This window comes from Sporomusa sp. KB1 (assembly GCF_007830295.1).
GTDB lineage: Bacteria > Bacillota > Negativicutes > Sporomusales > Sporomusaceae > Sporomusa.
Genome location: NZ_VLKC01000002.1, coordinates 494,863 through 511,634 on the forward strand (window position 1 = coordinate 494,863; position 16,772 = coordinate 511,634).

The window sequence follows — 16,772 nt, forward strand, 5'->3', positions numbered from 1 at the left end:
AATGCGAACTAGCGCTAAAATGACTGTCTTATACCAAAATATGAAGTTCTTTCCTCATCCTTATTAAGACTGCTGGTCTGCCCTACAAGAAAGGTGTCCGGAGCTACCTGATACTGAGTGCGCAGTTTGACCCGGACATCATTGGGATCATAGGCATCTAGCGACATTCGCAGCTCATTACCCAGTTTAGCATCCAAACCAACGCCGATCTTATTATCAATAATGCCTACCCGCCGGCTTACAGCCGGACCACTTTTACCTAGTTGCAGATTTACTCTATTGTCTTCACCGATATCGTTAACACCAATGACAGCAAAATCACTGGGCGAAGTGTTGATGGTAAAATTAGCGTTGCTTTGGTATTTGCGATTATCAGCATCATATAGGGCTTCGATACTGGCTTCGGTTTTAATATTTGCTACCTTGTTCAGCATTTGATTCGCTTTGGCCGCGGCATCACGGGCATTTCTCAGCGTTTCCCTGAGATTCCTGGACGCTTCGGGGTCGGTTACGACTCCCTCTAAGGCAGCAGCCATCTTTTCAACCCGGCTGCTGGTTTGACGAAGTGCGGCAATAGTTTCCCGCAAGTCTTTGGCTGTTTCTCCGTTGTTATCCACATCGGCAAGCATAGTATCCACCCGGGCAGCCGTAGCCTTGAGACTGATAGACATATCCTTTAGGTTACTGACCATAGATGTTACATCACCATGGCTTTCATCAGCCATCATCGCCAAAGTAGCTGTCAGCCTATTAAGGTTGTCTGTTATATCTCTGGTATTTAGCGCCGTTTCTTTAAGTGCTGCCCTAACCTTTTCGTCACCGACAACATCATTGAGCGCCTTAACCAACGTTTTGATTTCAGCCAGTACCTCATTGGCTGATACCAAGAGTTCATCCATTCCCTGGGGATTTTCGCCATAAACGGTGTCGTTAGGAACTAAAAAACCTTTCACGTCCCGCTGTGGCACTACATTAATAAACTTTTCCCCCAATAGGCCATCTGATCCGATGGTAAATTTTGAGCCAGCAGGAACCTTTACCCCAGGATTCAGCATAATATCAGCAACCACACCATCAGGCAGCACCCTAACATCAGCCACCTTGCCAACATCGACACCCGCATAGCGCACAATGTTACCTGGCTTCAAACCGCTTACCTGCCCAAACATTGCATGCACCGGATACCCTTTGTCACCAAAACTCATACCGCTCAAATAAAAAAGCATTCCGACCAGTAAGGCAAGGCCCGCCAGTGTTATGGCTCCAACTTTTGCTTCCGTATTCATGCTCTGGACCTCCCTTTACGTTCTGGGAAAGTAGATCCTCCCCGGATAAATTTGATCATTATCGGATTTTCGGACTGTCTTATTGTCTCTGGTGTGCCAGTTTCGACAATGCTGCCGCCATAAATCATCGTAATCCGGTCGGCAATGTTGAACACGCTCGACATGTCGTGAGTAACAACAACCGAAGTGGCGTCCATCATCCGTCTGGTACTAACAATCAGCCTGTTAATAGTATTTGACATAATAGGATCAAGGCCGGCTGTAGGCTCATCATACAACACAATATGCGGATCAATCGCAATCGCCCGGGCCAAACTGACCCGTTTTTTCATCCCGCCGGACAATTCGTTGGGCATCGCAGTTTCCTGCCCCCGCAGACCAACCATTCGTAACTTACGCCGCACGGTTCGTGCAATGTCTTCTTCCAGCATATCGGTATGCTGCCGTAAGCCAAATGCCACATTTTCCCCTACTGACATGGAGTCAAACAAGGCAGAATACTGAAAAACCATACCCATTTCCAGCCTAATCTTGTTAAGCTCATCTTCTGTCATAGTCGTAATTTCCCGGCCATTAACCCAAATCTCCCCGCTAGTGGGTTTCAATAAACCGATAATTAACCTGAGCAGGGTACTTTTCCCCGAGCCACTTGGCCCGATAATGACCATTATTTCCCCCTGTTCAATTGTCAGGTTAATGTCTTTGAGGACTTGTTTCCCACGGAAATTCATATTGACATTAACTAGCTTGATCATGGTTGACCTCACATTTCTATGTTACCGATATAGCGCTACAGATAAAAAATAGTTACTGACAAAAATTAGAATGATAGACAAGACCACTGAACCTGTCGTTGCCTGTCCTACCCCTTCAGCGCCTTGCGCAGTGGTTAACCCTTTATGGCAGCCGATAATGGCAATAATAGATCCGAACACCATGGCTTTAATCATTCCGCCAATAATATCATGCGGCACAGCAAAAGCCTTAATCGAATTAAAGAAGGTAAACGGCGTAATGCTGGCATAGGATGTAGCAATCATATAACTGCCTATGATACCAATAACATCGGCAAAAATGACCAATATGGGCAACATGGCCATACAGGCAAGTAAACGCGGAACTACCAGGTAGGCAACAGGACTTATCGCCATAACCCGTAGGGCATCTATTTGCTCGGTTACCTTCATTGAACCAATTTCGGCAGTAATGGCCGCCCCTACCCGCCCGGCAAATACTACCCCTGCCAGCACTGGCGATAATTCACGTCCCATAGCCACCGCTACCAACCCGCCTACTGACGACTGTGCCCCATATTTTACAAATTCATGGGCAGTCTGCACCGTCATGACCATGCCGGTAAATAGCATAGTCAGAAGCACGATTGGCAACGAGTCAGCCCCTAAATGTGCCATTTGCCGCAGCAGCAGCCTACTATTTAGGTGGCGTAAATGATAGACAGTCTGACCAAACAAAATCAAGACTTCTCCTATATTTTCTAAAATGCCAATAACCATCCTACCGGTACGGGCGAAAAATTCGATAAGCATAACCAGGCTCCTTACCCTGTATTTGGTTCAGATTATGTTTATAAATATTCAATATTTATTTGTAATTCCCTGCTGCTTTCCTGTTAATTTAAATTTTCAAATGCGCCAGCTAACCGGCCTCTTGCTGTCGCTTGCCGCGCCGCGCCCCTTTGTTGCATGTAAAAAGAAGCCGATATTCGGCTTCTTTCGCAAGTAATTATTTTACTTATTTACGGTGAGTACAAGCTGGGTATCGCCATCAATGATATAGTCAGTACTGATGCATACTTTACGTTGACTGTCATCGCCTTTAGTGACTTTGGTGGTGGTTGTATTGCCATTACCAGTTAGTCCCGATTTGACAGTGCCAGCATGCAAAGCTGGGCTAGGGCTTGTTTCAAATTTTCCAGTTACCGGTTTTTGAGGATTTCCATCACTATTTTGCGTAACTCCAGGAATATTCATATCAAGGGTTTCTACCACAATGTCATTATTTCGGTCCCGCTTGATCAGTTCCTTGACGGCCTCATCCAATGACTTAGGACGGGCTTTAACAAATAGCTTGGCAATATCTTCTTCCCCACTTTGTTGCTTACCAAGTAGTTGTGCCACTGAAACCATCCCGCCGCCGCGTACTACCAGCGTCAGTGGTCCCGCTTGCTGATCTTTGGGGACTGTATAGGTAATATGGCGCGTAATAAGCTCATTACGGAAGGGTTTGAGTTTAACTGCAATATCCACATTGTCACCTGGCTTAACAACAGCGTTAGCGGCTTTGGCCTCGATAATAGTGGCTGTCCGCCGTTCGGCATCTATGTCGATATTTACTTTGACATCCATGATGTCAACAGCAGCGAACTGGTTGCCTGCCAAAAGCGTCAAGGCTTCATGCACTTCAGCTATTGCCAGTTCACCAATGTTTCCCTGGGTATAAAACATATTTTCACGTTTTAATACTTGGCCGGGAATACCGGCTGCACTGATTTCAAAGCTGACTTTTGCTGTTCCAGAACCAATGCGATCAGTCGTTTTTTCAATGGCATTAACAACACTGACTGCCGCCAGGGTAGGCGCCAATTCTTCATCCCGGATTACTTGTGCCCACAGCTCATTGGTCTGCCCCAGGTTCTTATCAGTAACAGTGATTCGCAGCGGCACAATGCCAGGAAATTTCCCCAGCTTACCTGCAACTCCAGCTCCTCTGTCCTGGTTAATTACGCCAATAGCTTCAGTGGGTGTTCCCACTTTGAAGGAGTTTTCCAAACCACTGATTGTTGTAAAAACATCAGCGTCAGTGAGAAAGTAGTTGGCTTTCCCCCGTTTTAGAAAAGGATGGCCAAACGCCAATATTTTGTCGCCTTCCACATAGGTAACTGTTCCTAATGCGCCTACGCTGACATCACCACGCACTAATTGTATGCCGATAGTGCTGCCAGGTTCCACTGTTTTATAAGCAATTCCATTGTTGTCGTCAGCCATACTGGCATTTACTGCATAGGGGATAAGATTATAGGGTTTGAGCTTATCTGCCAGCATTTTCAAAGAGTGTTCACCAAAGCCTGCTACCATCAGCGGTGTGGCGACTGGGGTAGCTGCCAGCCCCTCATCCGGACCCTTCTGCTCAGCTTGGCTATCAGTAATATCCCATAGTTTGAGCATGTCGGCAATTGGTGTTACCATCCCAATTTTATGGTCGGTTAATGACCAGCCATAGGCAATAGCGCCTACCAGCTTGCCATTAATATATACCGGGCTGCCGCTCATTCCCTGAGCAATACCACCAGTACGGTCTATTACATCGCCGTAGGTACGGACTAAAATCAGATCCCCTGACGGACCCTTTTGTTTCATAACTTCCAGAACTTCAACACCAAATTCCTCAATGGTATTACCGGAAACAACCGTTTTGGCAATTCCATGCATACCTTTAGTAATTTGGTCTACAGGCAAAAATTCAGGCGCGGCCTGGACGTAAGCAATTGGTAGCAGGAAAAATACGGCTACCAGCGCTGTCAGACAGCGCCTCATAAATATTGACAAAATATTCATCCTTCCCAAAATCACCGTTTAGCTGGTTCAATTCTAACTAATATATCGCCTGCTCTGACTTTGTCGCCAGGTCTGACCAATACTTCTCGGACAACACCATCAACATTGGCACGTACTGCAACAGCCGGGCCAGTGATGGTTTCAACATATACCAGAATATCACCCTCACGCGCCGCAGCGCCAGCAGCGACAAGACCGTTTGATAAAACATTGCCTGACAGCACACCGCGTTGATCAACGGTTTGACCGGCTGCCAGTGACCAAGCAACCGCACCGATTATTAGCAATACGGTAATGGCAATAATAGTTTTTTTGTGGGCCATACATAACACCTACCTTTACTTTACTTAAAAAGGCTCTTCTTACTTTTATTATAACGTATTTTTTCTAATTGGCAACAGAGGAAGGCACAATTACTAACGCATCACCTACCCGCCGCTCATGGCCATCAGACGGGTGGTTAACAATCTTACCTTTTACTACCATTTCACTTGAACCGCCACCATCCAGGTTCATAGCGTCCTGAGCCCCTAATTCTTGCATAAATAAGGCTAGTTCCAAAAGTGTCATACCAATACTGTTTTCTTGCCGGCCATCAACAACCACTGCCAGAATCTGGCCGTCAGCTTTAAGACCAAGTGCCGTTCTCGGGGCACGGCCACCAGCTACATCTGAGCCAAATTCTTCAATTTTTGTAGTCAAAAATACACTGCTATTCTTAACCAACATGGGGCCGGCCCCCAGCACATGTTGGGTCTTATCCCATATCGTCCCCAGTGTTTGCTGGACCTTAACGGTATCGCCTACTTTAAGAGAGGACATTAGTTTTGCAGCTTCACCATGAACTGACAGTACTACCCCATCAGACGGTATTGGGGAATTACTCGGATTAATGGCAGTTACTATGTCATTTACTACGACATATTCCTGTCCATAATTGTTACTACCAGTGGCAGGAGCATACAAACCATTATATACTATAAGCTCATTTTCACCGCGTTCCCGGTTAACTGCATTAATAGGCACAGTCTGCCCATCAGGCAGTGCCACTTTACCGTCATATTGTACCTGATCAATCAGAAGTTTGCCATCTGGCATAATGCCTAGGGCTGTCCGTGGCAGTTCCGGCGTGCTGGCAATTTGACCATCAATTTTAAGTAAGCCGATAATGGAGCCATCAAGGCCAAAATAGGAACCATTAACAGCAGCCAGCGCCTGCGTACGTTCAACCATAGATAGTAACGGCTCCAGGCCTTTCACAACGCCATTAGAGATGGCTGGTTTTATGATAAAGCCCGCTTTAGGATCAATATCAAGAATATGGGCAAATACCGGACCACTGGCTGATCGTTTCAGCCACGAGGTATAGGTAATACCAGGAGCTACTTGCTCGACAAGTTTGCGATCATATTTTTTGATAATATCGACAACTAGGCGGTTAGGATTTTTCAGGGTAAATACTTTATATGTATACTCTGTTTTAAGATCAATAACGGCTCTGACCTTACCTGCTTCACCTGTTGATAGCCGCAACTTGTCTACTGTCGCATCATTAAAAACATATTGACTAGCCGCACTATTGCCAATATCTGGAATATCAATGACCAACCGCGACGGGTTTTCGAGGGTTGTTACTGAATACTCAGGCAAAGCTGTCACATCAAAAACAATTCGCACTGTATCAGCTGTCTGGCTTGTCCGGACTTTGCTCAAAACATTACCCGGAGCTGCCCAAACAACACTCTGCATTACAAAGATAGCGATGGCTGTGACTACAGTAGTAAAGGATAACCTTTGCCTAACATGATTAAACATCTATTCCACACTCCTGATATATAGAGTAAAACCAGGCTACCGAGTAGCCTGGCTTTTAACAGTAGTTTTACTCAACTGACGGTAAAGCATATCGGCCAAGCCCATGCCACCGGCTTGCGCCATATTTTTGGTTAATTCAGTGTCTAACATCGAGGTCAGCATTTGTTCCTCTTGGCTGTTGCCAAATAAACCATCTTTGGGAACAGTAGCCCGCATGCGTGTCATCATCATATTAAGAAAGACAGCCTCCATATCCCGACAAGCAGCTTTGAGCTTGGCATCTTCGCCAGTTGTCGCTGTTGCCGTCGCTGTAGTTTTGGCCTGTTCTGAAGCCTGAACAGCTTTTCCCAGCCGATTGGCAAAGTCCGCTTCTTGGTCAGACGTGGTCATCCCACCATTACCGGCAGAAATTGTACTGGGCTGAATCAAATTGCTGGAGTTAATTCGCATTCGATCACCACCTATGGAAATTGAGATTATTCTTTTACATTATTTGTAGCTCGGCGTGCAAGGCTCCTGCTGCTTTTATGGCTTGCAGAATAGAGATAATATCACGTGGAGTTGCACCTACCGCATTAAGAGCAGAAACTATATCACCAACACTGGACGAAGCAGGTAGTTCAACAAGTCCGGCAGGCTTTTCTTTAACTTCAACGACGGTATCTGTTGTTACCACTGTGTTGCCGTCTGAAAAGGGTGCTGGCTGAGAAACATTCTTCGTCTGTCCAATCTTTACAGTAAGGCCGCCTTGGGCAACAGCTACCTGGTCAATTGTTACATTGCCGCCAATAACCACTGTACCGGTACGTTCATTAATGGCAACTTTCGCGGCATTATCCGGCGTGATGGGTAATTCCTCGATAGCCGCGATAAAAGCTACTAAATTGTTGCTGTAATAGGAAGGTATCTCGACAGCCACTGTACCAGGATCTTGGGGCAACGCGATTTGACCAAAATTCCGGCCAATAGCTTCACTAATCCTGTTAGCGGTAGTAAAGTCTGGCTGACTGAGCGACAATGTAATTTTATCGTTGTCTTTGTCGGTAAAGGACATCGGTACTTCCCGTTCCACTAACGCTCCGTTCGGAACATTGCCAGCGGTAGGGAAATTTTTACGTTGGCTGGCACCACCATTGCCGGCAACATAACCACCTGTTGATACTGCTCCCTGGCCTACAGCATATACCTGTCCATTGGCTGCCCGCAGGGGTGTCTGCAGTAGTGTGCCCCCCTGCAAATTTTTGGCATCACCCATAGAAGAAACAGTAACATCAATAGTATCGCCAGCTTTGGCAAAAGGCGGTAAATTAGCTGTTACCATAACAGCAGCCACATTTTTGGTTTTAGACTGCGTTGCATCGATAAAAACGCCGAAGGATTTAAGCATATTGCCTATCGACTGAATAGTAAATTTACTTTTATTACTGTCGTCGCCTGTACCATTTAGACCGACCACCAAACCATAGCCTACCAATTGATTACTGCGTATGCCCTGCACCTTGGCTACGTCTTTAATCCGGGTGCTGACTTGGGCGTCAGCTATTGACGGAATCGTCATACTTACAACCAGCACGGCGGCTAGAAGGATTGCTGTGACTTTGCGCATATGTCCTCCAATACTATTTCTAGAACAATTAGAACTGCTCATTGTTCATGTCCTAGAATAAAAAGTTGAATGCCTGTGTTAATATTCCCTGGCGCTGTTTGCCAGTCAGCGGACCCTTGCCTTCGATCTTAAGTTGAGCATCAGCTACATTGCTTGATAGCACCGTGTTGGCAGCAGTCACATCGTCTGACCTGACGATACCAGTAATGGTAATTGTCTGTACATCGGTATTTTGTCTAATGGTTTGCGTGCCTTTTACAACCAATTGACCATTTGGTTGAATTTCCGTTACCTTGACGGTAATCCTTCCAGTTACTTTGTTGGTGTTAGACAAAGAACCGTTGGCAGTAAAGCTGTCAGAAGTTGAGCCACTGAGTGCATTAATAAAAGTAAATAACCCTGTACCACTCTCCAGGCTAACACTGGCATCTTTGGTGTTAGAAGCACTACCAACACGTTTGGCACTCGAAGACTCGCTGATAATAATGGTAATAACATCACCAACAGCATGAGCCCGATGGTCGTAAAATAAGTTAGCAGCCGGCGCGCTGTCTACCCAAAGAGAATTGGCTTCCGCATTAAGCGCAGACGCAATAATCAATGTACATGCCAGTAAAAAACCTATTAGCTTGCGCATTATATCACCTTACTTTTATATATTTGCCCGAACAGTTGTGTCATCAATTACCTGACAGATAATTACTTTTTGGGAATTGATGTTTTTCACGCGGATAAACTCACCTTTACTGCCGTCTTGTAAGGCAGTGCCTGACACTATTACCTCTATGCCGCCATTTTTAGCAGTAATTGTGACTGGTTTTCCTCGTCTGATAAGTACAGTTTGCCCCAACATGTTTTCGGTTATGACTACCCCGGGAGCCAATTGACGTTTTACCGGTAAGCCCAGTATTTTATCAACCTCGGTAAAATATCCCGGCACCAACCGGCCAATATCGCGTCGTTCAAAGATAATATTATCAGCTGTTATAGGCTCATTGGCATTGAGTAACCGGTTGGCAATGGCAACTTGTTGGTATTTTTTAATATCAAACCGCAACATAGCTGTAGAAAACGATCGACCAGCCACTTGAACATCAATACTTACGTTAGTAGGGGCGTTATAACGAATCCCATAGGGCAACGCCATGTTAAAAGCTATCTCCCCTGGCGGCACCTGAATATCCTGAGGTTGCCCAGCTGAGGTAATCATAACCTCTCCGGTTAAGCAAGCCCTTAGATACTGCTTAGCTTGCTCAACAAGCTGCTGCCCGCTGATTGACTGTGCCAATGCTGTTACCTTAAGCTGCGGTGGCAGCTGCCAAGCGATACCTGATAAATCAACGTGTGCCGCTCTTATCCGAGCCATTAAAATATCTCCAGCAAGTACATAGCTTTGCCCTGGCCGAGGAGTATGCCCCAGCCGAATGTGCCGTAAGCTGTCAATGCGCTCCGTATCGTCACCATTGATACTAGCGATATCTCCCAAGGTAAAATATTGTCCGGTAATGGCGGCTTCCTGGGGAATGCGAACTGTCAGCTCCTGGGCCCGAACACTCTGGCCGGTAAAGAATATACCGGCAACACATAGAATCACCATGATAAGCCGGTATAGGTTAGTTTTCATAAATTATTTCCTATCGTTTAAGACCAGCAGCTGTTTCTAACATAGAATCAGCCGTCGTAATCGCCTTGGAGTTAATCTCATAGGCTCGTTGAGCCACAATCATGTTAACCATCTCTTCCACTACCTGAACATTAGACATTTCAACATATTGTTGCACCAACGTCCCGGCGCCTTCTTCTCCAGGATTATTCACAATCGGCGCACCGGAAGCAACAGTTTCTTTAAGCAGGTTGCCACCCAAGCTCTCCAACCCAGCATCATTAATAAACCGGGCAAGAGTTATCTGCCCCAACTCTTGCGTCCCTGTAGGTATGGTAGCTGTAACAACTCCTTCCGATGAAATTGTAATAGCGGTGGCATTATCAGGAATAGTAATCGCCGGTTCCAGCGGATACCCTTCAGAAGTTACTACCCGCCCCTGGGAGTCTTTCTCAAAGGAGCCGTTTCGAGTATAGGCCAGCGTCCCATCAGGCAGAGTTATTTGGAAAAAACCATCATTTTGAATAGCAATATCCAATTCATTGCCAGTACTCTGCAAGCTGCCTTGTGTGTATATTTTCTGCGTAGACACCAGACGTGTACCATGCCCCATTTGAATGCCGCTTGGCAATTGACTGTCAGCTCCGGTAGAAGCACCAGCCTGCCGCATGTTCTGATACATCAGATCGGCAAAATCAGCCCGGCTTTTTTTAAAGCCAGTAGTATTCACGTTTGATAAGTTGTTAGAAATAACATCAAGATTGGTTTGTTGAGCAGCCATGCCCGTTCCGGCAGTCCATAAAGCTCGAATCATAGCATTACCCCCGTATTATTATTCACTCGCCGCCTCAGTCAGTCAGCAGGCTACAGGCCTCCCTACAGGTCCGGCCCTATCTATAGTAAATATCGGTTTTTTTTAAAAAAAGTTAAGTATTACCTATCTGCAACTACGATATCTTACCGACTTCGTTGACAGCTTTATCAAGCAGCTGGTCATGAGTTTGCACGGTTTTTGCATTCAGTTCATAGGCCCGATAACCACTTATCAGGTTGACCATCTCAGAAACAACATTAACATTTGATTGTTCCAAAAAGCCCTGAGATACTTTGCCGGTTGCCTGACGTCCATTATTAGGCGCCTGAAATAAATTAGCACCTTCTTTTATTAATTCACGCTCATTATCAAATTCAACAACTCTAAGTTGTCCAACAGTAGCACCCTCTACTGTCACATTGCCTGTACTGTCGACGGTAACTATGCCGCGATCAGGTAAAGTAATCGGACCGTTTTGCCCTAAAACCTCTTGGCCATCAGCCGTTACCAGTTGACCTCGCGCATTGCGGGTAAATGCACCATTTCTGGTATAACGTATTCCCGCCGCTGTCTGAACAGCAAAGAATCCTTTACCGTCAATAGCAAAATCCAATGGATTGCCACTATAACGCATAGCACCGGTGGACTGAATGGTAGCTATTTCATCAATCACAGTGCCTACACCTAGCCCGCCAATAACCGGTGCCTCCGGGCCGTCATTGATACGCTGGATTAACACACTGGCAAAATCCTTGGATATAGCTACATCTTTCTTATAGCCAGCTGTATTGCCGTTGGCAAGATTGTTGGCTATAGTATCAGCTCTGGTGGTTTCAGCAAGCATACCCGAAGCCGCTGTATAAATACCCCGAATCAATGGTATCACCTCTTTTCATATTATCGTAAATATTTTCGGTTTTCTTAACTTTTTACTATTAGATTTTTACCCGTTCAGATTGCCTTTTTTCAGCGTTGTCAATGTATCCTGAAGGCTCTCCAGTGAATCCAGTGCCTTACCAGTCCCTAACGCCACGCAAGACAAGGGATCCTCAGCTAAATAGGTAGGAATACCGGTCTCCTGATTGATTAGCTTGTCCAGCCCATGAATAAGCGAACCGCCGCCAGTCATTACAATCCCGCGATCAACAATATCAGCAGCTAATTCAGGCGGTGTCTTTTCCAACACCGATTTAACACATTCGACAATGAGCGCTACTGGCTCAGCCAAGGCATCCCGCGTCTCAGCCGAGTTTACACGCAGGGTTTTGGGCAAACCAGATACTAAATCACGACCGCGTATTTCCAAAGTTTCGTTACGGCCATTAGGATAAGCGGTGGCAATAGCAACTTTTATCTCCTCAGCCGTACGCTCACCAATCAAAATATTATACTCTTTTTTCACATGGCGAATAAGCGCTTCATCAAATTTGTCGCCGCCAATACGCAGCGATTCACTAACAACAATACCGCCAAGGCTGAGTACAGCCACATCAGTGGTACCACCGCCGATATCAACAACCATAGCGCCACACGGTTCCGCAATTTCAAGTCCTGCGCCAAGAGCGGCAGCCAGTGGTTCTTCAATTAGATAGGTCTTACTGGCACCGGCCTGCATAGCAGCTTCCAGCACAGCCCGCTTTTCTACGGTAGTCACCCCGGATGGAATGCAAACCATAATTCGGGGCTTAAAAAAGAAATTCTTGCCAGCTACTTTTTGGATAAAGTGTCTGAGCATACTTTCAGTAGTATCATAATCGGCAATAACACCCTCACGCATAGGACGAGTGGCAATAATATTGCCTGGTGTCCGCCCCAGCATCCGGCGCGCTTCCTCGCCAATCGCCAAAATGCGGTTACTGTCACGGTCAATAGCCACCACTGAAGGTTCCCGTAATACAATACCTTTTCCCTTTATGTATACTAAAACGTTGGCTGTTCCCAAATCGACGCCAATATCCATAGATCCAAACATGTAAAATTCCAATCCCCTTTCAAGCTATCTTAATGCCTATCCCAAACTTGCCCTACTATTCTTAAAAGAAAAATAGAGGTGGCAGTAAGATAATCACAAGTGAATTACTAATTCTACATATAATTTAAAAGTCCTCTATTTTTCGCTATCTTTCTAAACCTCAATCCTTTTTATTTACAACTGTTATCTTCTTTTTCTTCTTTGTATTTTTTCCTGGTAGCTTCACCACCGCGAATATGGCGTTCAGCCTTATTCATCTCCAGAATATTTTTCACCTTGGCAGCCAATCGCTTATTTATTTCTGGTAGACGCTCAATCATATCTTTGTGAACCGTGCTCTTGCTTACCCCAAAAACCGTGGCTGTCTGGCGTACTGTATGTTTTGTTTCCATGATGTGATTGCATATATCCAGCACCCGCTTGCGAATGTATTCTTTCATCCATTCTCTTCCCCCTCGCGCCCGTCCTTTTAACTCTTTGCTACCATGTATATGCGGTATCAGAGGGAAGCAGAATATCTGATTTTTAAATTTTTCTACAATAACTCAGGTCAACTTTATGGTTTTCAACGTAACAAGAAACAGCCCCCCCGGTTTAGCCAAGCACTCGTAAATCACTACGACTGGCTTTGCTGTATCGGGAAGAGCTGTGACGATGTTTCTATTTTACTCCGGGATATTGGGAAATATTTCGTGAGGAGCAAGATACTCTTGCTTATCCTGTGTCTGGACCGCCAAATGCAGGTGTGGCTCGGGCTCAGACTGGGTAATCCCCATTGAACCGATTGGCCGGCCTCTTTTTATTATCGTATTTTCCTGCACAGCAACGCTGGCAAGTGAGCTATAGTAAATTAGGTAGTTGGCACTTTTAACAACTGCCGTAAGCCCATATTCTTTGTCAGTATAAATCTCAATTACTTTACCATTTACCAGTGAGGGCACGATTTTCCCTTCACTCCCAGCGATATCAACACCGTTATGATACCGCCAATCCTGGTATAGGGGATGAAGCCGCCAGCCAAATTTTTGCGTGATTACACCGTTCCATAGCTCGCTAATAGCTTGACTATCAGCGGCTGCATTGTTTTCTATATCAACTACTTCTACTGGCGCAGAAACGCTGGATTTCGGCTGAGATGCCGGCGAAGCTGGAACAGCGTTAACAGGATCTGCTGACAGAGAATTCAGCGTTGGGGACTGGGCCTGTTGCAGAGGCTCTGATACTGGTGCCTTTTTAGCTACTGGCGGTTTTGCCGCCGGTTCCAAGGTACTAATAACGGCAAACATAAGCAGCGCCGCCACTGTTAGCAGCATTCCCGCCGTTACTACCTGCCCAACATAACCAGTGCGTATTATCTTAGTGAAAATTCTTCCGGGCATATACTCACCTCATGGTTAGTATGCCCATTCCTGGCGAAATATAGCACCCTTTTTAGGAGCCATAAATATTTTTTAGTGCTGTCCCGGTATAATAGTATGTCAAAATTTGCCGGAAGTCTCGATTTTGCTTTGCCTGCCCATTAGCCCCATACTGACACAAGCCGACCCCATGTCCATAGCCAATTGTTTTAAATATCAATTTATCACTAGCTGCCTTGACACTAAAATTGGCTGAACGCAACTCCAATTGTTGGCGGACTTCAAGCCCGGTTAATGTTTTAGAACCAATTCTTACCCTATTGACCCTTCCTGAGTCGGTATAATCAATAATGCTGACAACCCCAGCACTTCCCCCGCTTTGAGCAGTTACCATAATTCCGGCATCTGTGCCTAAGCGCGCTTCTAGCTCGGCAAGCGATATTTCTTTGGTATCCTGATATCGCGGCGACAGTTGATCCCAACTACAGGCTACACTTTGTAGATAGGGATAATCGAATCCCCATACCTCCTTGGCACTTGCGGTACGTTCCCCACTCGTGGAATGAAATACTGCATTAATGGGTTCTCCCTGGTAAGTAATTATCAATCCTTGTGTCTGATCTACTGCTGTGCAAACTTTGCTCCAATACTTACCATAATTTGTTCCCCAGTGCTCTTTTAGCTTAGTTTCATTATACCAGGCCTGGCTATCTTTATGGTCTGTGGTGACATCGGCACCAGGATGTTCGCCCGCACCTGTTCCACCGAATATCACCATATGCTTTACCGCATAGGTACGTGCTGCTACAGCTTGTGCCTTGAGGGCTTCAACTTCAAACTCAGCTGGCATTTCGGCAGCAACTACTCCTTTTACATAATCTTCAAGATTCATAGAAACAATCTGATTAGTTTCATGCATATATACTCTTATAATAACATCCTCACCCCGCAAAACAGTTGATTGATTAACTGCCACCCGGTTTGTGTCATACGTGCTTAGCACCACCACGATCGACGGAACAGCAATAACTGAGACAATCACCAGCAATATACTGCAGATGACTATATACCTCACCAACTCACCTTCTTTAGCAAACTAGCCTATATTCATACTATGCAAACAAGCTACCCGCTATGAGCAAAAAGGGATCTGGCTGAAAACCTAAAGCGAGATTGCTTTGCTGATACTGGCAATGACTGGTGAGTCAAACTCCCAAAAGTCATTGCCAGCATCGTGAAGCAATCTCGCTTGCGTTTAACTATATACAACGCGTCAAAGTTGGGTCACACCCACTTGCCGGCTCACGTAAACTTCTTTACTATGGAATATATATTATAATTAGTTCATCAATGTGACTAGCAATCTACTCGTTCTATATTTGCGCCAATACTACGGAACTTTTCCACTAATTTGTCATAGCCGCGGTCAATATGATGGATATAGCCAATCTCTGTTTGTCCTTCTGCAACCAAACCAGCCAGCACAAGCGCCGCCCCTGCTCTAAGATCAGTAGCTTTCACTGGGCAACCGGTAAGGGTTGATACACCTTCAACCACAGCGCTGCGCCCATCAATTTTGATCGACGCCCCCATCCGTTTCAGTTCATCAACATGCATGAACCGATTTTCAAAGACAGTTTCGGTTACAATACTTGTACCTTTGGCCACCGTCATAAGCGCCATAAATTGAGCCTGCATGTCGGTTGGAAAACCAGGATACGGCAAGGTTTTAATGTCAACAGCACGAATGCTGCCGTTACTGCAGACTCTTACACCATTTACGTCTTCTTCAATGGTAACCCCAGCTTCTTTTAGCTTGGCAATCACTGGTTTTAGATGTTCTATCAGGGCATTCTCTATATAAACATCGCCCCCTGTGATCGCAGCAGCTACCATATAGGTACCAGCTTCAATCCGATCAGGAATTACGCAGTGACAAGCGCCTTTTAATTCACGGACACCTTCGATTCTTATCATCTTGGTGCCAGCGCCACGGACATTAGCGCCCATGTGATTGAGCATATTGGCCAAGTCCACAATCTCAGGCTCTTCTGCCGGATTCTCAATAATGGTCTGTCCTTTGGCCATACTTGCTGCCATCATAATATTTTCGGTAGCACCAACACTGGGAAAATCCAGATATATTCGCGCTCCTTTTAAGCCTTGCGGCGCTTTGGCTTCGATAAAGCCATGACCCATCACTATTTCAGCACCTAATGCCTCAAAACCCTTTAAGTGCAAGTCAATTGGCCTTGTGCCAATTGCACAGCCACCAGGCAACGAAATTTTCGCACAGCCTTCTCGCGCCAGGAGTGGCCCCATAATCAGAAAAGAAGCTCGCATTTTCCGTACAAGCTCATATGGTGCTTCACAGGTTGTTATCGTAGTGCTATCAACATAAAACGCACCTGGTTCAATTTTAACCGCTGCACCCAAGTGCGTAAGCACCTCGGCAATTGTGCGCACATCTTCTAAATTTGGTATTTCTTCTAAGGTGCTGGGACTTGTCCCGAGCAGTGTTGCCGCAATTACCGGTAGCACTGCGTTCTTAGCTCCGCTGACTTTTACTGTGCCAGAAAGCCGATTGCCCCCTCGAACAATTAATTTTTCCACAAAATTTCCTCCCACCACAGCGGTAAGTACAATTCAATTTTCCCTAACCTAGTTTATCATTACCGTGGTAGCTAAAGCAAGAGCTCCTAGTCCTATAATTATTTAAAATAAAGCCTTTACTTTCATTTTT

The 16,772-nt window shown here is 45.6% G+C and carries 17 protein-coding genes; all 17 read right to left on the reverse strand.

Translation table 11 applies throughout. The features are described 5' to 3' along the window. Positions 1-14: 14 nt before the first annotated feature. A complete protein-coding gene (locus SALPA_RS06080) occupies positions 15-1,286 on the reverse strand; it encodes an MlaD family protein (protein ID WP_145091016.1) in 1,272 nt (423 codons plus the stop codon). Beyond that, positions 1,283-2,041, reverse strand: coding sequence for an ABC transporter ATP-binding protein (locus tag SALPA_RS06085; RefSeq protein WP_145091018.1), 759 nt, complete (start codon positions 2,039-2,041; stop codon positions 1,283-1,285). The genes SALPA_RS06080 and SALPA_RS06085 overlap by 4 nt, the downstream gene beginning before the upstream one ends. Positions 2,042-2,062: 21 nt before the next feature. Next, positions 2,063-2,833 (reverse strand): ABC transporter permease, encoded by a 771-nt coding sequence (locus SALPA_RS06090; RefSeq protein ID WP_145091021.1) that lies wholly within the window; start codon positions 2,831-2,833, stop codon positions 2,063-2,065. Between the two features lie 201 nt (positions 2,834-3,034). Further along, on the reverse strand, positions 3,035-4,861 hold the full coding sequence (locus SALPA_RS06095; protein WP_370516729.1) for a SpoIVB peptidase S55 domain-containing protein: 1,827 nt from the start codon (positions 4,859-4,861) through the stop codon (positions 3,035-3,037). Between the two features lie 11 nt (positions 4,862-4,872). Continuing rightward, entirely contained in the window at positions 4,873-5,184 is a 312-nt protein-coding gene (locus SALPA_RS06100; protein ID WP_145091024.1) for a biotin/lipoyl-binding protein, read from the reverse strand. 64 nt (positions 5,185-5,248) lie between these two features. Then, positions 5,249-6,676, reverse strand: coding sequence for a phosphodiester glycosidase family protein (locus SALPA_RS06105; protein ID WP_255450892.1), 1,428 nt, complete (start codon positions 6,674-6,676; stop codon positions 5,249-5,251). A gap of 36 nt (positions 6,677-6,712) precedes the next feature. Beyond that, on the reverse strand, positions 6,713-7,126 hold the full coding sequence (locus tag SALPA_RS06110; RefSeq protein WP_255450893.1) for a rod-binding protein: 414 nt from the start codon (positions 7,124-7,126) through the stop codon (positions 6,713-6,715). 34 nt (positions 7,127-7,160) lie between these two features. Beyond that, a complete protein-coding gene (locus SALPA_RS06115; protein ID WP_145091027.1) occupies positions 7,161-8,282 on the reverse strand; it encodes a flagellar basal body P-ring protein FlgI in 1,122 nt (373 codons plus the stop codon). Positions 8,283-8,334: 52 nt separating this feature from the next. After that, positions 8,335-8,919 carry a flagellar basal body L-ring protein FlgH gene (locus tag SALPA_RS06120; protein ID WP_145091030.1) on the reverse strand — a complete coding sequence of 195 codons (585 nt, stop codon included), beginning with the start codon at positions 8,917-8,919 and terminating at the stop codon, positions 8,335-8,337. Between the two features lie 15 nt (positions 8,920-8,934). Beyond that, positions 8,935-9,906 (reverse strand): flagellar basal body P-ring formation chaperone FlgA, encoded by a 972-nt coding sequence (flgA, locus tag SALPA_RS06125; protein ID WP_145091033.1) that lies wholly within the window; start codon positions 9,904-9,906, stop codon positions 8,935-8,937. Positions 9,907-9,916: 10 nt separating this feature from the next. Then, positions 9,917-10,699 carry a flagellar basal-body rod protein FlgG gene (gene flgG / locus SALPA_RS06130; RefSeq protein ID WP_145091036.1) on the reverse strand — a complete coding sequence of 261 codons (783 nt, stop codon included), beginning with the start codon at positions 10,697-10,699 and terminating at the stop codon, positions 9,917-9,919. A gap of 133 nt (positions 10,700-10,832) precedes the next feature. Further along, the gene (gene flgF, locus SALPA_RS06135; RefSeq protein ID WP_145091039.1) at positions 10,833-11,576 is read right to left on the reverse strand and encodes a flagellar basal-body rod protein FlgF; all 744 of its coding nucleotides are present in this window, start codon (positions 11,574-11,576) and stop codon (positions 10,833-10,835) included. A gap of 66 nt (positions 11,577-11,642) precedes the next feature. Then, positions 11,643-12,671 carry a rod shape-determining protein gene (locus tag SALPA_RS06140; RefSeq protein WP_145091042.1) on the reverse strand — a complete coding sequence of 343 codons (1,029 nt, stop codon included), beginning with the start codon at positions 12,669-12,671 and terminating at the stop codon, positions 11,643-11,645. A 170-nt stretch (positions 12,672-12,841) separates the two neighbouring features. Then, complete coding sequence (spoIIID, locus tag SALPA_RS06145; protein ID WP_145091045.1) at positions 12,842-13,111, reverse strand: sporulation transcriptional regulator SpoIIID; 270 nt, start codon at positions 13,109-13,111, stop codon at positions 12,842-12,844. A 225-nt stretch (positions 13,112-13,336) separates the two neighbouring features. Then, complete coding sequence (locus SALPA_RS06150) at positions 13,337-14,050, reverse strand: M23 family metallopeptidase (protein ID WP_145091048.1); 714 nt, start codon at positions 14,048-14,050, stop codon at positions 13,337-13,339. Between the two features lie 52 nt (positions 14,051-14,102). After that, complete coding sequence (gene spoIID / locus SALPA_RS06155) at positions 14,103-15,104, reverse strand: stage II sporulation protein D (protein ID WP_145091051.1); 1,002 nt, start codon at positions 15,102-15,104, stop codon at positions 14,103-14,105. Between the two features lie 281 nt (positions 15,105-15,385). After that, entirely contained in the window at positions 15,386-16,642 is a 1,257-nt protein-coding gene (gene murA, locus SALPA_RS06160; RefSeq protein ID WP_145091053.1) for a UDP-N-acetylglucosamine 1-carboxyvinyltransferase, read from the reverse strand. Positions 16,643-16,772: the final 130 nt, after the last annotated feature.